The sequence below is a fragment of the Pseudomonas sp. AC239 genome (genome assembly GCF_979258545.1).
Window position 1 is genome coordinate 187,145 of the sequence record NZ_OZ409864.1, and the last position, 20,611, is coordinate 207,755.

Consider the following 20,611-nt stretch of genomic DNA (forward strand, 5'->3'; position numbering starts at 1 on the left):
GGGAGCGAGCCTGCTCGCCAATGCATCACCGCGGTGCTTCAGAGGTACCGCAGCGCCTGCTTTCGCGAGCAGGCTCGCTCCCACAGGAGATCTCCATGATGTCGAAAATTCATACCGGACAAATAACAAGGGGGCGAATTCTCATCCGCCCCCTCGTTTGTCCGCTTATTCCTGCGGTTCTTCGTCAGCTGCGGCGTCGAGTTGCTGGTCTTCACCCGCTTCGTCGATGCCGACGCTGCCTGCGATTTCCTCGCCCTCTTCACCTTCGAGCTCTTCGCCTTCGATTTCCGAAGGCTCCTGAACCCGCTCCAGCCCGACCAGGGTTTCATCCTTGGCCAGCTTGATCAGCGTCACGCCCTGAGTATTACGGCCCAGGCTCGACACTTCGTCGACACGGGTACGCACCAGGGTGCCCTGATCGGAGATCAGCATGATTTCTTCGCCGTCGAGCACCTGCACTGCGCCGACCAGACGGCCGTTACGCTCGTTGCTGACCATGGCAATCACGCCCTGACCGCCACGCTTGTACTCAGGGAACTCGGTGATCGCGGTGCGCTTGCCATAACCACGCTCGGAAGCGGTGAGGATCTGGCTGCCTTCTTCCGGGATCAGCATGGAAATCAGCTTCTGCCCTTCCGGCAGACGCATGCCGCGCACGCCGCGAGCGGTACGGCCCATGGCACGCACGTCGGACTCTTTGAAGCGGGTGACCTTGCCGCCGTCGGAGAACAACATTACTTCGCGCTCACCATCAGTGATGGCCGCAGAGATCAGCACGTCGCCTTCGTCCAGCTCCAGCGCGATCAGACCGACGCTGCGCTGACGGCTGAAGGATTCCAGCGGGGTCTTCTTCACGGTGCCGTTGGCGGTGGCCATGAAGATGTAGTGACCTTCGGTGTACTCCTCGACCGGCAGCATGGTGGTGATGTATTCACCGTCATCCAGCGGCAGCAGGTTGACCAGCGGACGACCACGGGCCGCGCGGGAGGCTTCCGGAATCTCGTAGGTCTTGAGCCAGTACACCTTGCCCTTGCTGGAGAACAGCAGCAGCGTGGTGTGGCTGTTGGCAACCAGCAGGTGAGCGATGTAGTCCTCGTCCTTGACGCCGGTGGCCGATTTGCCTTTGCCGCCACGACGCTGAGCCTGGTACGCAGCCAGCGGTTGGGTCTTGGCGTAGCCACCGTGGGAAATGGTCACGACGCGCTCTTCTTCCGGGATCATGTCGCCCAGGGTCAGATCGAGACGGGCATCGAGAATTTCGGTGCGGCGCACATCGCCGTATTCGGCGCGGATCACTTCCAGCTCTTCGCGGATCACTTCCATCAGGCGCACAGCGCTGTTGAGGATGCGGATCAGCTCGCCGATCTGGTTGAGGATCTCTTGATACTCGGCCAGCAGCTTCTCGTGCTCCAGACCGGTCAGACGGTGCAGGCGCAGCTCGAGAATGGCTTGGGCCTGTTCTGGCGAGAGGAAGTACTTGCCTTCGCGCAGGCCGTATTGCGGATCGAGGTTTTCCGGACGGCACGAATCAGCACCGGCACGTTCAACCATCGCCACCACGGCAGAGGATTCCCAAGGCGTGCTGATCAGCGCTTCCTTGGCTTCCGACGGCGTTGGCGAAGCCTTGATCAGGGCGATCACCGGGTCGATGTTCGACAGGGCAACGGCCTGACCTTCGAGAATATGCCCACGCTCGCGCGCCTTGCGCAGTTCGAACACGGTACGACGGGTAACCACTTCGCGACGGTGACGGACGAAGGCTTCCAGCAGATCCTTGAGGTTGAGGATGCGCGGGCGGCCGTCGATCAGCGCGACGATGTTGATACCGAACACCGATTGCAGCTGGGTCTGGGCGTAGAGGTTGTTGAGGATCACCTCAGGCACTTCGCCGCGACGCAGCTCGATCACGACGCGCATGCCGTCCTTGTCGGACTCATCGCGCAGCTCGGTGATGCCTTCGAGCTTCTTCTCTTTGACCAGCTCGGCGATCTTCTCGATCAGACGCGCCTTGTTCAGCTGGTAAGGCAGTTCGGTGATGACGATCTGCTGACGGCCACCGACCTTGTCGATGTCTTCGATGATCGAGCGGGCACGCATGTAAATGCGCCCGCGACCGGTGCGGTAGGCTTCGATGATGCCGGCGCGACCGTTGATGATCGCAGCCGTCGGGAAGTCCGGACCGGGAATGTATTGCATCAGCTCATCGACGGTCAGCTCAGGGTTGTCGATGAGGGCCAGGCAACCGTCGATGACTTCACCGAGGTTGTGCGGCGGAATGTTGGTCGCCATGCCCACGGCAATACCGCTGGAACCGTTGACCAAGAGGTTTGGTACGCGGGTCGGCATGACCGCCGGGATCAGTTCGGTGCCGTCGTAGTTCGGCACCCAGTCCACAGTTTCCTTGTGCAGGTCAGCCAGCAGCTCGTGCGCCAGCTTGGTCATGCGCACTTCGGTGTATCGCATGGCCGCAGCGTTGTCGCCGTCGACCGAACCGAAGTTGCCCTGGCCGTCGACCAGCAGGTAGCGCAGGGAGAAAGGCTGGGCCATACGAACGATGGTGTCGTACACGGCAGTGTCACCGTGCGGGTGATACTTACCGATCACGTCGCCGACGACACGGGCAGATTTCTTGTACGGCTTGTTGTAGTCGTTGCCCAGCTCGCTCATCGCGAACAGTACGCGACGGTGCACGGGCTTGAGGCCATCGCGCGCATCCGGCAGTGCACGGCCGACGATCACGCTCATTGCGTAGTCGAGGTAGGACTGTTTCAGCTCGTCTTCGATATTGACCGGGAGGATTTCTTTGGCCAGTTCGCCCATGAGAAGCCTGATTCCTTTTTCTGGTGAAACTTCGTCATATCCATGTGGGAGCAACGAAGCTCGTCGGGGCCGGCCGAGTGCCATGCGCCGACTTACGACAAATCAACATTTGGATCGCGGATTTGCGCAGTAAAGACAGCTCCGTGGAGCCGCCTCGGAAAACGCCGGATGTTATCACAAAGGCCGCCACGCACCTATCCCCCAGATGCGCATGGAGCATAGTTAGTTGACCGATGACAGGCTTGAGGGGGACGAGAGAGGCTCAGAGCTTCTTTGAATGTGAAATCGGGGGCTGAATTAGCGATGTTTATTGACATTACCGACCTCTTCGCGAGCAGGCTCGCTCCCACACGGGTCTGTGGCGATCACAAAACCTGTGGGAGCGAGCCTGCTCGCGAAGGGCTCGCTGCAAGACCAAAGCCTGTCAATGCAGGCGCTTGCGGCACATCAGCTGGGCCATTTTCGCGGTGTCAGGGCGTTCGACGATGCCTTTCTCGGTGACGATCGCGTCGATCAGATCCGCTGGAGTGACATCAAACACCGGGTTGAACGCTTCAACATCGGCACCGACGCGTTTGCCGCCAACTTCGAGCAGTTCGGCGCCATCACGCTCTTCGATCGGGATGTCATCGCCGCTGGCGAGGTTCATGTCGATGGTCGAACTCGGCGCCACCACCATGAAGCGCACGCCGTGGTGCATGGCGTTGACTGCCAGTTGATAGGTGCCGATCTTGTTCGCCACGTCGCCATTGGCGGTGATGCGGTCAGCGCCGACGATCACCCAGGTCACGCCTTTGGTTTTCATGATGTGCGCGGCGGCGGAGTCAGCGTTAAGGGTCACCGGGATGCCTTCGTTGGCCAGCTCCCACGCGGTCAGGCGCGAGCCCTGCAGCCATGGCCGGGTTTCGTCGGCGTAAACGCGTTCGACCATGCCCTCTATATAAGCCGCGCGGATCACCCCCAGCGCAGTACCGAACCCACCAGTGGCCAGCGCGCCGGTGTTGCAGTGGGTCAGGATGGCTTGAGCGTTGCCCTGATGCTTGCGAATCAGGTCGACGCCAAGCTGCGCCATGGTCAGGTTGGCCTCGCGGTCGCTTTCGTGAATGGCGACGGCTTCGGCTTCCAACGCCGCCAGCGGATCGGCGTTGCTTTTCAAACGATCCAGGCGATCGTGCATGCGCCCCAGCGCCCAGAACAGATTGACCGCAGTAGGACGCGAATCCGCCAGCAGGGCAAAATCCTCTTCCAGCGCCGCGTACCAGTCGCCGCCTTCGGCAATCCGCGCCCGCGCTGCGAGGACGATGCCATAGGCCGCGCTGATACCGATGGCCGGCGCGCCACGCACAACCATCGAGCGAATCGCCTCGGCCACGCCGGCGGCGCTGGTGTAGGCGATCCAGGTTTCCTCGAACGGCAAAATACGCTGATCCAGCAGGTGCAGCGCGCCATCACGCCAATCGATGGCCTTCACTTTCTCCGCAGCCAACAGTCGATCGCGCATCCCACACCCCGCACTCATGAACAAAAGCCGCCGATTATAGCGATCCCCCCGCGAAGACGCTCGGGTATACTTCGCCATCCTTTACAAAAGCACTGGAACCGACCCTCGATGCCGAAACCTGCCATTGCGCTCGACCTGTTATTGCTGCCGACCTGGCTGGTCCCCGTCGAACCCGCAGGGGTGGTGCTCAAGGAGCACGGCCTGGGCATCCGCGACGGTTGCATCGTGTTTATCGGCCCGCGCGCCGAAGCGTTGAAGTGTAACGCGACAGAAATCCGTGAACTGCCGGACGTTCTGTTGGCGCCGGGACTGATCAACGCCCACGGCCACGCGGCGATGACGCTGTTCCGTGGCCTGGCTGACGATCTGCCGCTGATGACCTGGCTGGAAAACCACATCTGGCCGGCCGAAGGCAAATGGGTCGATGAGGACTTCGTCCGCGACGGCACCGATCTGGCCATCGCCGAGCAGATCAAGGGCGGCATCAGCTGTTTCTCGGACATGTATTTCTTCCCGAAAGTCGCCAGCGAGCGCGTGCACAACAGCGGCATCCGTGCGCAGATCGCCATTCCGATCCTCGATTTCCCGATCCCCGGCGCCAGCAGTGCCGACGAAGCCATTCGTCAGGGCGTCGAATTGTTCGGCGACCTCAAGCATCACGAACGCATCAAGATTACTTTCGGCCCTCATGCACCCTACACCGTCGGTGATGAGAACCTGGAGAAAATCAGGGTGATCGCCGAGGAGCTGGACGCCGCGATCCACATGCATGTGCACGAGACCGCTTTCGAGGTGCAACAGGCCGTCGAGCAAACCGGCGAACGGCCACTGGCGCGCCTCGGCCGCCTGGGCCTGCTCGGGCCGCGCTTCCAGGCCGTGCACATGACCCAGATCAGCGATGACGACCTCGCCCTGCTGGTAGAAAGCAACAGCAGCGTGATCCACTGCCCGGAATCCAATCTGAAACTGGCCAGCGGCTTCTGCCCGGTCGAACGTTTGTGGCAGGCTGGAGTGAACGTCGCCGTCGGTACCGATGGTGCGGCGAGCAACAATGATCTCGACCTGCTCGGCGAAACCCGCACCGCTGCCCTGCTGGCCAAAGCCGTCGCCGGTTCCGCCACCGCGCTGGACGCCCACCGCGCCTTGCGCATGGCCACCCTCAACGGCGCCCGTGCGCTGGGGATCGAGGCGCAGGTCGGCTCGCTGGAGCTCGGCAAGGCCGCCGACATCGTCGCTTTCGACCTGTCTGGTCTGGCGCAACAACCGGTGTATGACCCGGTGTCGCAGCTGATCTACGCCACCGGGCGCGATTGCGTGAAACACCTGTGGGTCGCCGGCAAGCAACTGCTCGACGACCGGCGCCTGACCCGTATGGACGAACAACAGCTGGGCGCAACCGCCCGCCACTGGGGCCAGCGCATCAGCGGCCACACCGAATCGTAAACACCGCGGCGCAATATCCGCGGCTACAGCCCTTTTCAGGTTTTTCGAGGAATTGAACATGAGCAACGTCGACCACGCCGAAATCGCCAAATTCGAGGCCCTGGCCCATCGCTGGTGGGACCGCGAGAGTGAATTCAAGCCGCTGCACGACATCAACCCGTTGCGGGTCAACTGGATCGACGAGCGGGTCAATCTGGCCGGCAAGAAAGTCCTCGACGTCGGTTGCGGCGGCGGCATCCTCAGCGAAGCCATGGCCCAGCGCGGCGCCACGGTGATGGGTATCGACATGGGCGAAGCGCCGCTGGCGGTCGCGCAACTGCATCAACTCGAGTCCGGAGTCAGCGTCGAGTACCGCCAGATCACCGCCGAAGCCCTCGCCGAAGAGATGCCCGAGCAGTTCGACGTGGTCACCTGCCTGGAAATGCTCGAGCACGTGCCGGATCCGTCCTCGGTAATCCGCGCCTGCTTCCGCATGGTCAAGCCGGGCGGCCAGGTGTTCTTCTCGACCATCAACCGCAACCCGAAGGCCTATCTGTTCGCGATCATCGGCGCCGAATACGTCATGAAGCTGCTGCCGCGCGGCACCCACGACTTCAAGAAATTCATCCGCCCGTCCGAGCTCGGCGCGTGGAGCCGCATGGCCGGCCTGACCGTCAAGGACATCATCGGCCTGACCTACAACCCGCTGACCAAGCACTACAAGCTGGCCAACGACGTTGACGTCAACTACATGATCCAGACCCTGCGCGAGGAATAAGCCGATGGCCATCAGAGCGGTACTTTTCGACATGGACGGCACCCTGCTCGACACCGCGCCGGACTTCATCGCCATCTGCCAGGCGATGCGCGCCGATCGCGGTCTGCCACCGATCAACGACAAGCACATCCGCGACGAGATTTCCGGTGGGGCCAAGGCCATGGTCGCAGTGACGTTCTCGATGGATCCGGAATCGCCGGGCTTCGAAGAACTTCGTCTGGAGTTCCTGGAGCGCTATCTGGTCGGCTGCGCCGTGCACAGCAAACTGTTCGACGGCATGGCCGAACTGCTCGCCGACATCGAAAAGGCCAACCTGATCTGGGGCGTGGTCACCAACAAACCGCTGCGCTTCGCCGAGCCGATCATGCAACGTCTGGGGCTGGCCGAGCGTTCGGCGCTGCTGATCTGCCCGGATCATGTGAAGAACAGCAAGCCGGATCCGGAGCCGTTGACCCTCGCCTGCAAGATGCTTGATCTGGATCCGTCGACCGTACTGTTTATCGGCGATGATCTGCGCGATATTGAATCCGGCCGCGATGCCGGCACCAAGACCGCTGCGGTCACTTACGGCTACATCCACCCGGATGACAACCCACGGCATTGGGGCGCAGACGTGGTGGTGGATCACCCGCTGGAGTTGCGCAAGGTGCTTGATAGCGCGCTGTGCAGCTGCTGACCTGACTGCGCCAAGCTCCCTGTGTGGCGAGGGGATTTATCCCCGCTGGGCTGCGAAGCGGCCCCCGCTTTGATCCAGGCAATGTGACACACAGGTTTTGCGACGGCTTCGCCGCCGAACGGGGATAAATCCCCTCGCCACAGGGGTGAAGCAGGTCTTCATGAAATGGACTATGAGGTTTTTATGTTTGATTACACCGCTCGCCCTGAATTGCTCAAGGACCGGGTCATTCTGGTCACCGGTGCCGGCCGTGGCATCGGCGCGGCTGCGGCGAAAACCTATGCAGCCCACGGCGCCACCGTGCTGCTGCTGGGCAAGACCGAAGCCAATCTGACCGAGGTCTATGACGCAATCGAAGCAGCGGGCCACCCGCAACCGGCGGTGATCCCGTTCAACCTCGAGACCGCCCTGCCCCATCAGTACGATGAGCTGGCAGCGATGATCGAAACCGAGTTCGGCCACCTCGATGGCCTGCTGCACAACGCTTCGATCATCGGACCGCGCACGCCGATCGAACAACTGTCCGGCGAAAACTTCATGCGCGTCATGCAGGTCAACGTTAACGCGATGTTCATGCTGACCAGCACCCTGCTGCCGTTGCTCAAGCTATCCCAGGATGCTTCGGTGGTGTTCACCTCGAGCAGCGTCGGGCGCAAGGGTCGCGCGTACTGGGGCGCTTACGGTGTGTCGAAATTTGCCACCGAGGGCCTGATGCAAACCCTGGCCGATGAAGTGGAAGGCGTTGCGCCGTTACGCTCCAACAGCATCAACCCGGGCGGCACCCGCACGAGCATGCGCGCGCAGGCGTATCCGGGGGAAAACCCGCTGAACAACCCGACACCGGAAGAGATCATGCCGGTGTATCTGTACCTGATGGGCCCCGACAGCGCGGGCGTCAATGGCCAGGCTTTCAACGCCCAATAACGCCATACGTCGCATTTGTTGCCGCGGCAGAATGCTGTCGCGGCAAGCCATTGCCGCTTGAAACCGTCACAAAGCCGCCAAAAACCCAGCGCGGCGGCCCGTCATCCGTCAGCAAGTCATTGATTCGAAAAGCTTTAAATAAAATCGAACCGAATGGCACGGGTTTCGCTCTAAATTCCCTCAAAACATGCCGTGTGATGGCCATGGGGCAACGCCGATTTCGATAGCTGACTGATCGTCTTGCGGCAGACTAAACTTACGCCAAACGTCCTACGGGACTGATGGATCAGTACGACGCGCAGCCCATAGCCGCTCTCACCCAGCCTGTAAGACAGACTTACTGCTTAGGGGCTCACGCCATATGAAATCTCCTTCCCAGACCCATGCAATTGACTTCGACAGTGCCAAATTGCAGCGCCTGGGCTTCGGTCAACTACCGGCGCTGATCGAGCGCCCGACCAGCCTGGCGCAACTGCGTCAGCAAATGAGCCTGCAACTGCAAACCAGCCTGGAGCCACAGCGCATCCTTGGCCTGTTCTTTCGTGAAATCCAACGCCTGGTGCCGCTGGACGCTCTCAGCTATGTGCATAAGGCCAGCGACCTGCGCCTGGAGTTCGGCGCGCGCGGTCATCATTCGGTCAGCTACACCCTGAGCCACGAAGGTGAGCACATGGGCGAACTGATCTTCCGGCGCAATCAGCGTTTCAACGACAAGGAACAGGGCGAACTCGAGTCGCTGCTGTCCTGCTTGTTGTATCCGATGCGCAACGCCCTGCTCTATCGCGCTGCAACCCAAAGTGCTTTGCGCGATCCATTGACCGGCGCTGGCAACCGCGTTGCCATGGAGCAGACCTTGCAGCGCGAGATCGACATGTCGCGCCGCCATGTGCAGCCGCTATCAGTACTGATGCTCGACATCGACCACTTCAAGCGGGTCAATGACGATCATGGTCACAGCGCGGGTGATGAAGTGCTCAGAGCGATTGCCGCTTCGATCAAGGCGCAACTACGCAATGTCGACATGGTGTTCCGTTATGGCGGCGAAGAGTTTTTGATTCTGCTGTCCAACACCGGTCGCGAGGCGGCAGCGATGGTCGGCGAGCGTTTGCGCCAGGCGACGCAGTCGGAGGAATACTTTGCCGATGGCCAGTTGATCGAGATCACCGTGAGTCTGGGATGCTCGACGTTACTGCCGGGCGAGTCGGCGGACAGCTTGCTGCGCCGGGCCGACAGTGCGCTCTATGTCGCAAAGCGCGAAGGGCGGAACCGGCTGGCGATGGCCGGCTAAAAATCATTGTGGGAGCGAGCCTGCTCGCGAAGAGGGAGTGTCAGACAACGAGTCGTTGAATGACCCACCGCTTTCGCGAGCAGGCTCGCTCCCACAGTTCGATCAGCTTTCGGTTACGGTCCGGCGCTCGCGGTTGACCAGCAACCGCTCCGAAGTTTCAAGCTGCATGCACCGTTCCAGGAACAGGTACATGTAGTCGTAGCTCTTGCAGATCGCCTGACGCAGCTCTGCCTGCAAAGCCTTGCTCGGGTTCATGCCGGCCAGGGTGCAGATGATTTCCAGCGCTTCCCACGGGTGGGCATCATCGTACTGGGCGTGCATCTTCAACCACTTCATCGCGCGCTTGCGATCTTCTTCCGGAAACGCTGCCGCGTAGACCCCGGTCGAGCAGACCACCGCTGACCATTCCCCGGTCGCGCCCTCGATCGCATAGTTGGTCGCGGCAATTGCCACGATCAGCGGATCTGCCGAGCTGGTGTGCCAGCACCAGTGACTCAGGGCGTGCAGCTCCGGCGGCACTTGCTGGGCCTGAAGATCTTCGAGGCTGACGCCATGGGCGCGGCTCCAGTGCATCCAGTAGTCGGCATGGTTGAGTTCGACGCGGATATTGCGCATCAGCCAGCGCCGCGCCATGTCCTCGCCGGGATGGCGGGCGAAGCGGGTCTTGGTAAGGTTCTGCGCCATGTACAAGGCAAACTGCTCGACCACCGGCCAGCCCCCGATCAGGTACTGGCGCATGGTTTTCGCGCTGAGTTTGTTGTCGCGCATGCGCTGATAAAGTTCATGCTCGACAACCCGGCGCTTGCTCTCGCTGCAATCCTTGATGAGCTGTTGCGCCCAGGCAGGATAACTTGCAGCTTCCATGAGGGGTCCGGTTCGGTTGAATGTGTCGATCACTGTTCGGCTCCTTTTGAGTTGTGATGGCAAGGATCGGCGAGAGACTTCAACGGAACGTGCCAGGCGCTTTGAACAACAACGGCTGCGGTCTGGCAGGGCGACTTTGCAAACTGTCACAGGTAAACAACTGCGGACGCTCGATAACATATCCCTGAGCGTAATCCACACCTATTTCAAGCAACGCCTGTTCGATCTGGTTAGTTTCAACAAACTCGGCAATTGTCTGCTTACCCATAACATGGCCGATGTGATTGATCACTTCGACCATTGCCCGATTAATCGGGTCGTCCAGCATGTCCTTTACGAAACTCCCGTCGATCTTCAGGAAGTCTACAGGCAAATGTTTCAAGTAAGCGAATGAAGACATTCCGGCACAAAAGTCATCCAGGGAAAAGTGACAACCTAAGCCTTTGAGTTCGTTGATAAAACGAATTGCACTGCCAAGATTTGCGATTGCACTGGTTTCAGTAATTTCAAAACAAATCATTTCAGGCGGTATAGCGTAGTTAACAAACTGTTCCCGCAGGAAGTGCAAAAAGGCGTCATCTCCGATAGTAATGCCTGACAGATTAATCGCACACATCGCTAAAGGAAGTTCATGTTGCTGTTCAATGCACTGAGCAATAACCTTGAAAACATTTTCAACTACCCAGCGATCCAACTGGGTCATCAAACCATATCGCTCCGCCGCCGGGATAAAGCTGTCAGGCAGAATCATCCGCCCCGATTCATCATGTAAACGCAGGAGGATCTCGATGTGCCCGGCCTGGCCAGCTTGCGGCTTGAGCGGCGCGATCTGTTGGGCATACAGGCAAAAACGGTTTTCCTCCAGCGCCATGTGCAGGCGCTGCACCCAGGCCATTTCACCGAAACGCATGGACAGTTCTGAATCGTCGGCGTGATAGACCTGCACGCGGTTGCGGCCCTTTTCCTTGGCCATGTAGCAAGCCATGTCCGCCGCGCGCAACGAGGCTTCGAGGGTGGTCGGATTCTGTGCGACATGCACCAGGCCGATACTGACGGTGGTCAGGAATGGCCGCCCTTTCCAGACAAAATGCAGGTTCTGCACCGTCTGGCGCAGGCTCTCGGCAATCTTCTCCGCCACCTCTGGCGGGCAGTTCTGAAGCAGAATGCCGAACTCGTCGCCACCCAGCCGCGCCAGCGTGTCGCCCTCACGCAGGCCCGATTGCAACAGCGTGCAGATATGCCGCAACAGCTCATCGCCTGCCGCATGGCCACAGGTGTCGTTGACCAGTTTGAACTGATCCAGATCGAGGAACATCAGCGCATGCCGCCCGGGCTGGCGCGTCAGGTTGTGCAAGGCCTGCTCGAGGCGATATTCGAATTCGCGACGGTTGGCCAGCCCGGTCAGCGCATCGTGGGTCGCTTGCCAGGACAGATTGGCGATGTATTGCCGCTCCTGGGTCATGTCGTGCAACACCAGCACCGTGCCGCTGACATTGCCGGCGTTGCGGATCGGCGCACCGACCAGGGTCACCGACAACGTGCTGCCATCCAGACGCTGAATCAGCTTGGAATGTTCGCTGCCGCCGCTGAGCTGGCCGCTGAGAATGTGCTCGATCAAGGTCAGCCCTTCGGTCTGGGCGTTCTCGTCAAGCAGGTTGAACAGCGCCGACAACGGCAGGCCCGCCGCCTGCTCGGCCTTCCAGTGGGTCATCACCTCGGCGGCCGGGTTCATGTAATCGATCGCGCCGTTGACGTCGGTGGTGATTACGCCATCGCCAATCGACTGTAGCGTAATGTGCGCGCGATCCTTCTCCAGCTGCAGTGCCTGGGCAAATTCATGGCGTTGCTTGAGCAGTTTGTGCGTGCGCCACAGCGCCAGCACGATCAGACCCAGCGCGGTGGCCAGGTTGGTGAACAGCAGCAGGCGCATGATCACCCGCGAGCCTTCGCCCAAGGCATCGCTGAAGGCTTTCGCGGCTGGAGTTACCGCATCGTTGATGGCGAAGATCTGTACTTTCCAGCGCTGCACATCGCCGGGGCTGGCCTGGTTCTGCGCAATGCCCTGATGCATCTCCTGCGCGACTTCGTGCAGCCGGTCGAGGTAGGCATCGCCGATTGTCCAGCGATCGATCGCGGTTTCCAGATAACTGAAATGGCGAAAATTGAGATACAGCCAGATCAGGCTGGAGACGTCGTCCGGGTGATTGCCCCCCTTGAGAATGCCTTCGCGCGCAGCTTGCAGATCCGGCGGCTGACGATCCAGCGCCAGGCGCAGCTCGTGTCCGCCCTGGGGCACGGCGATTGCCGACAGGTATTTGCGGTAGATCGCCTCGTCACGACTGTCGGCGTAGAGGTTCAGGTAATAGATGGCGTCCTTCTGGCCTTTCGACCACAGGCTTTCGCCGGCCACGTAGCCACGCACGGCCGAAAGCACGTAAAGGCTCACGCCCCCCAGTAATGCCTGGAACACCACGACAGCAATAAAGGGCCAGACGATACCCAACAACCGTGGTGTTCCCAGAGTCTGCTTTTGCTTCATGAGATTCCTTGCATGAGCACTGCCCGCTCGCCTTCCGGGCGAATTCGCTATGACGAGACTAGGTGGGGTTCTCGTTCAAGGCAAGGCGCGGCTGTACACCGCGCGCAGAACGTCTGACAGGCCGGCAAGGGTTTCGATCAGTGCTGTTGCAGGTTGCCGTAGAGCTTGGCGTACAGACCGCCGTCGGCGATCAGTTGGCGATGGTCGCCGTCCTCGGCGATTTGCCCACCGTCGAACACCAGCACGCGGTCCGCCTGTTTCACCGCCGACAAGCGATGGGCAATGATCAGCGTGGTGCGGCCATTGAGAAACTTCGCCATCGCTTGATGCAGGTTGTACTCGGTGGCGGCATCGAGGGCCGAAGTGGCTTCGTCGAGAATGACTACTTTCGGCTCGGCGAGAATCATCCGCGCAATCGCCAGACGCTGGCGCTGGCCGCCGGACAGACGCACGCCGGAGCGCCCGACGATGCTGTCGAGGCCGTTGGGCAGCGCGCGAATGGTCGCGGCCATTTGCGCGATTTCCAGCGCCTGCCAGCAGGCTTCGTCGCTGCGCATGCGGCCCATGGTCAGGTTGGCGCGCACGCTGTCGTTGAACAGCGCGGGATGCTGCAACACCACAGCGACGTTTTCGCGCACTGTCTCCAGACCGATCTCCTGCTGGGTCGATCCACCGAAGCGAATGGTCCCGGCTGCTGGCGTGTACAGGCCCAACAGCAATTGCACCAAGGTACTTTTACCGCCGCCGCTGGCGCCGACGATCGCGACTTTTTCACCGGGCAGGATCGACAGGTTCATCTGATCCAGCACCAGTTCGTCGCCATAACCGAAGCTCAGGCCTTGCACCTCGATGCCGACGGTTTCGCGGCCCTTGAACGGATCGACGCCGCCGGGATACTGCGGCTCGTCGGCGCGGGCCAGCAATTCATTGATCCGCGCCAGCGCGCCACCCGCTGCGTAGTAGGCATATTGCAGATTGAGCAGCTGTTCGACCGGGCCGATCATGAACCACAGGTAACTGAACACCGCGAGCATCTGCCCGATCGACAGGTCGGAAAACAGCACGGTGAGCATCGCCGCCGCGCGGAAGATGTCGATGCCGAACTGGAACAGCAAACCACTGGCGCGGTTCGAGGCGTCGGTTTTCCACTGCGAGTTGACTGCGTAGTTGCGCACCTCCTGCGCGCGCAAACCGAGGCGCCCGAGGAAATAGCCCTGGCGGTTGCCGGCGCGCACTTCCTGAATCGCATCGAGGGTTTCGCTCAGCGCCTGAGTGAAGCGCGAGGTGCTGTCGTTCTCGAGCTTCTTCAGGTGCTTGACGCGTTTGCCCAACTGCACCGTGGCGTAGATCACCAACGGGTTGAACAGCAGAATCAGCAGCGCCAGCTTCCAGTGCATCCACACGAGGATGCTGGCGGTGCCGACCAGCGTCAGCATGGCGACGAGGAAGCGGCTGAGGGTTTCGCCGACGAATTTGTCGAGGGTATCCAGATCGGTGACCAGGTGCGTGGTCACCGTGCCGCTGCCGAGGCTTTCGTACTCGCCGAGGGAAATGCGCTTGAGCCGCTCGATCAGGCGCACGCGAATGCGGTAGACGATGTCCTTGGCCAGCCGCGCGAACAGCCGCGACTGCAACACGCCAAAACACAGGGCGCTGCAACGCAGGGTCAGGGTCACCACTAGCATCAGGCCGATATAACCTGCCGCCTGCTGCCACATGCCCGGCAAAAAATGATTCATGACTTTCAGCGCGGCATCGCCGTGGCCGAGCAGGACCTCGTCGACCAGCAATGGCAGCAGCAAAGGAATCGGCACGCTGCACAGCGTCGCCAGCACGGCCACGCCGTTGGCGATCCACAGGGATTTCTTGTGATGCAGTGCCAGACGCCGGACTTCAGCCCAGCTCAGCCGGTCGACATGCTCTACGGCTGGCGTGTCATCGGCGCGGTCAGACACAGGCCGCGCGCTCCAGCCAGCGGCCGAGCAACGGCGACAGCTCGCTGAGCGGTTGATAGCCGTTGGTCAGCAGCGCCAGTTGCCCGTTGCGCTCGGCCAGCAGGGTCGGGAAACCGGCGATGCCCAGATCCTGAACCCAAGTGAAGTCGGCCTGGGTCGCCTTGTGCTGATCGGCATGATCGAACAACGCTGCGAATTCGATACGCGGCACACCGGCCTGCTCCGCCAGTTCGACCAGCACGCTGGCCCGGGTGACATCGCGTCCTTCGGCGTAAAACGCCTGCTGGATCAGCCCGACCAGTGTCCACGCGCAATCCGGCGCCAGACTGCGCGCGGTGACGATGGCGCGACAGGCAGGCTCAGTGTCATAGACAAAGCCGTCGGGCAACGCACCGTGGAGCTTGAACGGCTGGCCGGTGGCTTCGGTGACCGCCTGCCAGTGCTCAAGAATGTAGCGCCGCGTGGTCGGCTCCAGCGCCGAACCGCTGCCGGTACGCAAGCCGCCGACCACCAGATGCAGCTCCACCCCGGCTGCCTGCGCCTGCTCGACCAGTGCCTTGGCCACCGGAGCAAACCCCCAGCACCATGAACACATCGGATCCATCACGTAGAGCAGGCGCGCAGACATGGTTAAGCCTCGGTGGATGCTTGCTTATAGTTGTAGCCGATCGGGTGCGGCTGGTTGCGCGCCTTGGCCAGTTCGATCTGCTTTTGCCGATCGATGGCGCTGCGCCGGGTCTTCTCGCTGAGCTTGTCCCAGCAATGCGGGCAACTGATGCCGGCGACGTAGTGCTCGGAGGCGCGATCTTCAACACTGACCGGCGTGCGGCAGGCATGACATTGATCGTAGTCGCCTTCCGTCAGGTCGTGGCGCACGGTCACGCGGTTGTCGAAGACGAAGCAATCGCCGCGCCACTTGGTTTCTTCCTGCGGCACCTCTTCGAGGTACTTCAGGATGCCGCCCTTGAGGTGGTAGACCTCTTCGAAACCTTCGCCGAGCATATAGCTCGAGGCTTTCTCGCAGCGAATGCCGCCAGTGCAGAACATCGCGACCTTCTTGTGCACGGCCGGGTCGAAGTGTTCTTTGATGTAGTCGGGAAACTCGCGAAAACTGGTGGTTTTCGGATCGATGGCACCTTCGAAGGTGCCGATCGACACTTCGTAATCGTTGCGCGTGTCGATCAGCAGCACTTCCGGGTCGCTGATCAGCGCGTTCCAGTCCTGCGGCTCAACGTAAGTGCCGACCTTCTTGTTCGGGTCAACGCCTTCGACGCCGAGGGTGACGATCTCTTTCTTCAGCTTGACCTTGGTGCGATAGAACGGCTGCTCATCGCAGTACGATTCCTTGTGATCGATGTCGACCATGCGTGGATCGTTCTTGAGCCAGGCGAGCAGGCCGTCGATGCCTTCGCGGCTGCCGGAAACCGTGCCGTTGATGCCTTCTTCGGCGATCAGCAGAGTGCCTTTGATGCCGTTGTCGACCATCGCTTGCAGCAGTGGCTCGCGCAGGTCAACGTAATCTTCGAGGGTGACGAACTTGTACAGTGCCGCCACGACAATCGGTTGTGTCATGGGTATTTCTCCAGGTGGCTACCCTCGCAAAGGGTGAACCGGATTCAAAAAAAACGCGCCGGCTAAGCGGCGCGTTGCGGATTCTAGCAAAAACATGATGTGTTTTGGATTTACTCAGTCTTCTGTGACAACACAAAACCTGTGGCGAGGGGATTTATCCCCGTTGGGTGGCGAAGCAACCCTAAACCCATTCAGCCCCGTTCCTTCTGCCAGGACCGTGGTTACAGGGTTTACGACTGCTGCGCAGCCGAACGGGGATAAATCCCCTCGCCACAAAAATCCCGCCACATCCAAAAAAATCAGTGCTTGCTACCGCCGGCACAGGTCGGCGACGCCGGGGCGCCGTCGATCTCTGCCCATTCCTGCGGGGTGTAGGTGTGCAGCGCCAACGCATGGAATTCGCCCATCAGCTCGCCGAGCGTGCCGTAGACTTTCTGGTGCCGCTTGACCCGGTTCAGGCCTTCGAACTGCGCACTGACCACCACCGCCTTGTAGTGGGTCTGTAACCCACGGCTGTGCATGTGGCTTTCGTCCAGCACTTGCAGGTGCTCAGGCTGTAACAGGGCCAGCGTCGATTCGATGCGTTGTTGCATGGTCATCACGAACTCCGCTTACTTCTTCTTGGCCGGCGCAGCAGCGCCTTTCGGGTCCAGCTCTTTGGTCATGTCGTCGAGCAGCTTGTTGACCACCGGCACTGCGCTTTCCAGTTTGCCCTGGGTCATCTGCGCCGACTGCTGGGTCAGCTGCGGCATTTTTTCGAGGACTTTCTTGCCCAGTGGCGACTGGTAGAAAGCCACCAGATCTTTCAGCTCGGATTCGCTGAAGTTGCTGGTGTAGAGCTTGACCATGTCCGGTTTCAGCTTGTTCCAGCCGATGGCCTGATCCAGTGCGGCGTTGGCCTTGGCCTGGTAGGTTTCGAGCACGGCTTTCTTCGACTCAGGGGCTTTGGTCTGTTCAAAGCGCTGGGCGAACATTTGCTGCACTTGCATGTACACCGGGGTGCCCAGCTTGTCAGCGTGAGCCAGCGTCAGGAAAGCTTCGGCACTGGCGTTGTGGCTGGCGGTATCGGCAAGCACCTGGCCGCTGGCGCAAACCAGTGCAACCGCGGTACAGATGGCGCGAAGACGAGTCATCGAGTTTCCTTTAAGCAAAGCGAGGTCGAACCCCAAGGGCGACCATTCTGCGCCTAACAATCGCTGCGGCTCAACCCCCGGGCCTTGCCGCGCTTGATTGGCGGGGTTTTGCGGTCAACAATCGAGTCGATGGAACCACCCGGGCCGACGCCGGCCTAAATTGCGCCAACAGACCAACAGGAGTGTGCACGATGAGCCGTATCGAAACCGACAGCCTGGGCCAGATCGAAGTCCCGGACGACGCTTACTGGGGTGCTCAGACGCAACGCTCGCTGATCAACTTCGCCATTGGTCAGGAACGCATGCCGCTACCGGTGCTGCACGCCCTGGCGCTGATCAAGAAAGCCGCCGCGCGGGTCAACGACCGCAATGGCCACCTGCCCGCCGACATCGCTCGCCTGATCGAACAGGCCGCCGATGAAGTCCTCGCCGGCGAGCATGACGAGCAGTTCCCGCTGGTGGTCTGGCAGACCGGCAGCGGCACCCAGAGCAACATGAACGTCAACGAAGTGATCGCCGGTCGCGCCAACGAGCTGGCCGGCAACCCGCGCGGCGGCAAGTCGCCGGTGCACCCCAACGATCACGTCAACCGCTCGCAAAGTTCCAACGACTGCTTCCCCACTGCCATGAGCATTGCCACCGCCAAAGCGGTGCAGGAACAACTGCTGCCGGCGATTGCCGAGCTGTCCGGCGGCCTCGCTGAACTGGCGGCGCGGCACATGAAACTGGTGAAGACCGGGCGCACGCACATGATGGACGCGACGCCGATCACCTTCGGCCAGGAGCTGTCCGGCTTCATCGCGCAACTGGATTACGCCGAGCGCGCGATTCGCGCGGCGTTGCCGGCGGTCTGCGAGCTGGCGCAGGGCGGCACCGCGGTCGGTACCGGGTTGAATTCGCCGCACGGTTTCGGCGAGGCGATTGCCGCTGAACTCGCAGCACTGTCCGGTTTGCCGTTCGTCACCGCGCCGAACAAGTTTGCCGCGCTGGCCGGCCATGAGCCGCTGGTGACCCTGTCCGGCGCGCTGAAAACCCTCGCCGTGGCCTTGATGAAGATTGCCAACGACCTTCGCTTGCTCGGTTCCGGTCCGCGCGCAGGTTTCGCTGAAGTGAAGTTGCCGGCCAACGAGCCGGGCAGCTCGATCATGCCCGGCAAGGTCAACCCGACCCAGTGCGAAGCGCTGTCAATGCTCGCCTGTCAGGTGCTCGGCAACGACGTGGCGATCGGTATCGCCGCCAGCCAAGGACACTTGCAGTTGAACGTGTTCAAACCGGTGATCATCCACAACCTGCTGCAATCGATCCGTTTGCTCGGCGATGGCTGCAGCAACTTCCAGCAGCACTGCATCGCCGGGCTCGAGCCGGATGCCGAGGCCATGGCCCAGCACCTGGAACGCGGGCTGATGCTGGTGACCGCGCTGAACCCGCACATCGGTTATGACAAGTCGGCGGAGATCGCCAAGAAGGCCTACAGCGAGGGGCTGACCTTGCGTGAGGCGGCGTTGCAGCTGGGTTATCTGACCGATGAAGAGTTCGATGCCTGGGTGCGGCCGGAGAACATGATCGAGGCTGGCGCCAAGGGCTGAGTCATTTAGCGCCTGAAAATCCGTCTTCGCGAGCAGGCTCGCTCCCACAGGAAAATTGCATTGCAAAGTGGGAGCGAGCCTGCTCGCGAATTCAGGCGCCGCCGATCGTCAGCCTGGCACAACCCTGGCCCGCCGCGCCCTGAGCCCGGCAATCAACGATGGCCCCAACGCCACCAGCGCCGAACCCAGCACCACCAGCACCGCCCCGCCATAGCCCAGCGCATTGATTTGCTCGGCATGCACGTACTCCGGCCAGATCCGCGCCGCAATCGCCACCGCAACAAACGTCACCAGCGGCGTGATCGCCAGCGTCGCGCTGACCCGCGATGCTTCCCAGTGCGCCAGTGCTTCGGCGAATGCGCCGTAGGCGATCAAGGTGTTCATGCAGCACGCCAGCAGCAGCCAGCCCTGCAACGGGCTCAGGCTCAGCGCTTCCAGCGGATGCACCCACGGCGTCAGCAACAGCCCGCAGAACAGATAGATCACCATCATCACCTGCAACGAATTCCACACCGTGAGCAATTGCTTCTGGCCCAGCGCATAGAAGGTCCAGACCGTCGACGCCAGCAGCACCAACAGCACGCCGGCGGTGTAATCGGACAGCGAAGTCAGCAGTTCGGCCAGGCGCTGATTGAAAAACAGGCCGAAGCCGATCAGCAGCACCAGCAAGCCGATGCCCTGACCGATACTGAAGCGTTCCTTGAACACGAAGAGACTGGCGATCAGCAGCATGATCGGGCCCATCTGCACCACCAATTGCGCGGTGCCGGGGCTGAGCAGGTTGAGGCCCATCAGGTACAGCACGTAATTGCCGACCAGACCCAGCACGGCCATCAGCACCAGCCAGCCGCCCTTGGGTCCGAGCACCTTGCGACTTGGCAGGCGCTTGACCGACGCCAGATAGATGAACAGGCAACTACCGGACACCATCAGGCGAAACCAGGTCACCGTGACCGGGTCCATCACCTGCAATACCTGTTTGAGCTTGATCGGCAGGATGCCCCACAGAAATGCGGTCAACAGCGCCAGGAACAGTCCGTACACCCAGCGCCCCGATGAAATGTGCATGCGAACCCCAAAAGCCTGCTGACAAGAACAGCCATTCTAGGCGCCCGACCGAGCACAACACAGGGACAGTTACCGGCAGGCCGCGAATGAAACTGTGCAGGTCGCAGCAATAAACCGGCGCATCGCCGTTGATCGGCCGGGCAGGCATGCCAAGTGCTTCAGGCATAAGCTGACTGCAGACTTTTCAACGCATTGATCAGGGAGACCGACATGTACGCCATGCGCGCCGAGGACAGCGCCCCCTCCACCCGTTTTCGCAGCGACCGCGTGTGTCGGGTCAATGGCGAGCTGTATTTCAGCACCCGGGAAAATACCCTTGAGGGGCCGTTTGACGGTCAGGTGATCGAGCGGGAAATTCGGGCTTATATAGCGCGGATGCAGCGGCAGGGTTCCAAGGGCTAACCGTGTTGATCCCATCGCTGGCAAGCCAGCTCCCACAGGATTTTTGACATATACAAAACCTGTGGGAGCTGGCTTGCCAGCGA

General features: G+C 61.0%; 18 protein-coding genes. 7 read left to right on the plus strand and 11 right to left on the minus strand.

Features of this window, described 5'->3' with window-relative positions:
• Positions 1-165: 165 nt before the first annotated feature.
• Both gyrA and mtnA read right to left on the minus strand, forming a co-directional pair.
• On the minus strand, positions 166-2,820 hold the full coding sequence (gene gyrA / locus ACZ0AZ_RS00865) for a DNA gyrase subunit A (RefSeq protein ID WP_016770926.1): 2,655 nt from the start codon (positions 2,818-2,820) through the stop codon (positions 166-168).
• Between the two features lie 424 nt (positions 2,821-3,244).
• Positions 3,245-4,321: an S-methyl-5-thioribose-1-phosphate isomerase gene (mtnA, locus tag ACZ0AZ_RS00870; protein WP_039760044.1), complete on the minus strand. Its 1,077-nt coding sequence runs from the start codon at positions 4,319-4,321 to the stop codon at positions 3,245-3,247.
• 108 nt (positions 4,322-4,429) lie between these two features.
• On the opposite strand from mtnA, the gene ACZ0AZ_RS00875 reads away from it, so the two are divergent.
• From ACZ0AZ_RS00875 to ACZ0AZ_RS00890, 4 genes are all read left to right on the plus strand, one after another.
• Positions 4,430-5,764 carry a TRZ/ATZ family hydrolase gene (locus tag ACZ0AZ_RS00875; RefSeq protein WP_129997347.1) on the plus strand — a complete coding sequence of 445 codons (1,335 nt, stop codon included), beginning with the start codon at positions 4,430-4,432 and terminating at the stop codon, positions 5,762-5,764.
• Positions 5,765-5,822: 58 nt separating this feature from the next.
• Positions 5,823-6,521 carry a bifunctional 2-polyprenyl-6-hydroxyphenol methylase/3-demethylubiquinol 3-O-methyltransferase UbiG gene (gene ubiG / locus ACZ0AZ_RS00880; RefSeq protein WP_039760050.1) on the plus strand — a complete coding sequence of 233 codons (699 nt, stop codon included), beginning with the start codon at positions 5,823-5,825 and terminating at the stop codon, positions 6,519-6,521.
• Between the two features lie 4 nt (positions 6,522-6,525).
• Entirely contained in the window at positions 6,526-7,197 is a 672-nt protein-coding gene (gene mupP, locus ACZ0AZ_RS00885; protein ID WP_129997348.1) for an N-acetylmuramic acid 6-phosphate phosphatase MupP, read from the plus strand.
• 183 nt (positions 7,198-7,380) lie between these two features.
• Positions 7,381-8,121 carry a YciK family oxidoreductase gene (locus ACZ0AZ_RS00890; protein ID WP_039760054.1) on the plus strand — a complete coding sequence of 247 codons (741 nt, stop codon included), beginning with the start codon at positions 7,381-7,383 and terminating at the stop codon, positions 8,119-8,121.
• Here ACZ0AZ_RS00890 and ACZ0AZ_RS00895 read toward each other — a convergent pair.
• Positions 8,108-8,326 carry a hypothetical protein gene (locus tag ACZ0AZ_RS00895; protein ID WP_129997349.1) on the minus strand — a complete coding sequence of 73 codons (219 nt, stop codon included), beginning with the start codon at positions 8,324-8,326 and terminating at the stop codon, positions 8,108-8,110. The genes ACZ0AZ_RS00890 and ACZ0AZ_RS00895 overlap by 14 nt on opposite strands.
• Positions 8,327-8,482: 156 nt before the next feature.
• Between ACZ0AZ_RS00895 and ACZ0AZ_RS00900 the strand changes: the two genes are divergently transcribed.
• Positions 8,483-9,409, plus strand: a complete 927-nt coding sequence (locus ACZ0AZ_RS00900) for a GGDEF domain-containing protein (RefSeq protein WP_039760056.1) — start codon at positions 8,483-8,485, stop codon at positions 9,407-9,409.
• Positions 9,410-9,511: 102 nt separating this feature from the next.
• Here ACZ0AZ_RS00900 and ACZ0AZ_RS00905 read toward each other — a convergent pair whose 3' ends face one another.
• The 7 genes from ACZ0AZ_RS00905 to ACZ0AZ_RS00935 form a co-directional block, all read right to left on the minus strand.
• Positions 9,512-10,273 carry a TenA family transcriptional regulator gene (locus ACZ0AZ_RS00905; protein WP_372339854.1) on the minus strand — a complete coding sequence of 254 codons (762 nt, stop codon included), beginning with the start codon at positions 10,271-10,273 and terminating at the stop codon, positions 9,512-9,514.
• 79 nt (positions 10,274-10,352) lie between these two features.
• Positions 10,353-12,812, minus strand: coding sequence for an EAL domain-containing protein (locus ACZ0AZ_RS00910; protein WP_463571001.1), 2,460 nt, complete (start codon positions 12,810-12,812; stop codon positions 10,353-10,355).
• Between the two features lie 137 nt (positions 12,813-12,949).
• On the minus strand, positions 12,950-14,767 hold the full coding sequence (locus tag ACZ0AZ_RS00915) for an ABC transporter ATP-binding protein (RefSeq protein ID WP_129997351.1): 1,818 nt from the start codon (positions 14,765-14,767) through the stop codon (positions 12,950-12,952).
• Positions 14,760-15,395 (minus strand): DsbA family protein, encoded by a 636-nt coding sequence (locus tag ACZ0AZ_RS00920; RefSeq protein WP_129997352.1) that lies wholly within the window; start codon positions 15,393-15,395, stop codon positions 14,760-14,762. The genes ACZ0AZ_RS00915 and ACZ0AZ_RS00920 overlap by 8 nt, the downstream gene beginning before the upstream one ends.
• 2 nt (positions 15,396-15,397) lie before the next feature.
• Positions 15,398-16,339, minus strand: a complete 942-nt coding sequence (gene trhO / locus ACZ0AZ_RS00925; RefSeq protein ID WP_016770934.1) for an oxygen-dependent tRNA uridine(34) hydroxylase TrhO — start codon at positions 16,337-16,339, stop codon at positions 15,398-15,400.
• 299 nt (positions 16,340-16,638) lie between these two features.
• Positions 16,639-16,938 carry a BolA family protein gene (locus tag ACZ0AZ_RS00930; protein WP_101156381.1) on the minus strand — a complete coding sequence of 100 codons (300 nt, stop codon included), beginning with the start codon at positions 16,936-16,938 and terminating at the stop codon, positions 16,639-16,641.
• Positions 16,939-16,950: 12 nt separating this feature from the next.
• On the minus strand, positions 16,951-17,472 hold the full coding sequence (locus ACZ0AZ_RS00935; RefSeq protein ID WP_039760068.1) for a DUF2059 domain-containing protein: 522 nt from the start codon (positions 17,470-17,472) through the stop codon (positions 16,951-16,953).
• Positions 17,473-17,663: 191 nt separating this feature from the next.
• Between ACZ0AZ_RS00935 and ACZ0AZ_RS00940 the strand changes: the two genes are divergently transcribed.
• Positions 17,664-19,058, plus strand: coding sequence for a class II fumarate hydratase (locus ACZ0AZ_RS00940; RefSeq protein WP_463538560.1), 1,395 nt, complete (start codon positions 17,664-17,666; stop codon positions 19,056-19,058).
• 108 nt (positions 19,059-19,166) lie between these two features.
• Here the strand turns inward: ACZ0AZ_RS00940 and ACZ0AZ_RS00945 are convergent, their stop codons facing one another.
• Positions 19,167-20,126, minus strand: a complete 960-nt coding sequence (locus ACZ0AZ_RS00945) for a DMT family transporter (RefSeq protein ID WP_039760071.1) — start codon at positions 20,124-20,126, stop codon at positions 19,167-19,169.
• 210 nt (positions 20,127-20,336) lie between these two features.
• Here ACZ0AZ_RS00945 and ACZ0AZ_RS00950 point away from each other — a divergent pair, with 210 nt between their 5' ends.
• The gene (locus tag ACZ0AZ_RS00950) at positions 20,337-20,528 is read left to right on the plus strand and encodes a DUF6316 family protein (protein ID WP_463538561.1); all 192 of its coding nucleotides are present in this window, start codon (positions 20,337-20,339) and stop codon (positions 20,526-20,528) included.
• Positions 20,529-20,611 lie beyond the last annotated feature (83 nt).

What these genes read in the sequence shown, in the direction of transcription:
- gyrA (WP_016770926.1), bottom strand. Translation starts at nt 2,820, where the DNA reads ATGGGCGAACTGGCCAAAGAAATCCTCCCGGTCAATATCGAAGACGAG.
- mtnA (WP_039760044.1), bottom strand. Translation starts at nt 4,321, where the DNA reads ATGCGCGATCGACTGTTGGCTGCGGAGAAAGTGAAGGCCATCGATTGG.
- ACZ0AZ_RS00875 (WP_129997347.1), top strand. Translation starts at nt 4,430, where the DNA reads ATGCCGAAACCTGCCATTGCGCTCGACCTGTTATTGCTGCCGACCTGG.
- ubiG (WP_039760050.1), top strand. Translation starts at nt 5,823, where the DNA reads ATGAGCAACGTCGACCACGCCGAAATCGCCAAATTCGAGGCCCTGGCC.
- mupP (WP_129997348.1), top strand. Translation starts at nt 6,526, where the DNA reads ATGGCCATCAGAGCGGTACTTTTCGACATGGACGGCACCCTGCTCGAC.
- ACZ0AZ_RS00890 (WP_039760054.1), top strand. Translation starts at nt 7,381, where the DNA reads ATGTTTGATTACACCGCTCGCCCTGAATTGCTCAAGGACCGGGTCATT.
- ACZ0AZ_RS00895 (WP_129997349.1), bottom strand. Translation starts at nt 8,326, where the DNA reads ATGGCCATCACACGGCATGTTTTGAGGGAATTTAGAGCGAAACCCGTG.
- ACZ0AZ_RS00900 (WP_039760056.1), top strand. Translation starts at nt 8,483, where the DNA reads ATGAAATCTCCTTCCCAGACCCATGCAATTGACTTCGACAGTGCCAAA.
- ACZ0AZ_RS00905 (WP_372339854.1), bottom strand. Translation starts at nt 10,273, where the DNA reads ATGGAAGCTGCAAGTTATCCTGCCTGGGCGCAACAGCTCATCAAGGAT.
- ACZ0AZ_RS00910 (WP_463571001.1), bottom strand. Translation starts at nt 12,812, where the DNA reads ATGAAGCAAAAGCAGACTCTGGGAACACCACGGTTGTTGGGTATCGTC.
- ACZ0AZ_RS00920 (WP_129997352.1), bottom strand. Translation starts at nt 15,395, where the DNA reads ATGTCTGCGCGCCTGCTCTACGTGATGGATCCGATGTGTTCATGGTGC.
- trhO (WP_016770934.1), bottom strand. Translation starts at nt 16,339, where the DNA reads ATGACACAACCGATTGTCGTGGCGGCACTGTACAAGTTCGTCACCCTC.
- ACZ0AZ_RS00930 (WP_101156381.1), bottom strand. Translation starts at nt 16,938, where the DNA reads ATGACCATGCAACAACGCATCGAATCGACGCTGGCCCTGTTACAGCCT.
- ACZ0AZ_RS00935 (WP_039760068.1), bottom strand. Translation starts at nt 17,472, where the DNA reads ATGACTCGTCTTCGCGCCATCTGTACCGCGGTTGCACTGGTTTGCGCC.
- ACZ0AZ_RS00940 (WP_463538560.1), top strand. Translation starts at nt 17,664, where the DNA reads ATGAGCCGTATCGAAACCGACAGCCTGGGCCAGATCGAAGTCCCGGAC.
- ACZ0AZ_RS00945 (WP_039760071.1), bottom strand. Translation starts at nt 20,126, where the DNA reads ATGCACATTTCATCGGGGCGCTGGGTGTACGGACTGTTCCTGGCGCTG.
- ACZ0AZ_RS00950 (WP_463538561.1), top strand. Translation starts at nt 20,337, where the DNA reads ATGTACGCCATGCGCGCCGAGGACAGCGCCCCCTCCACCCGTTTTCGC.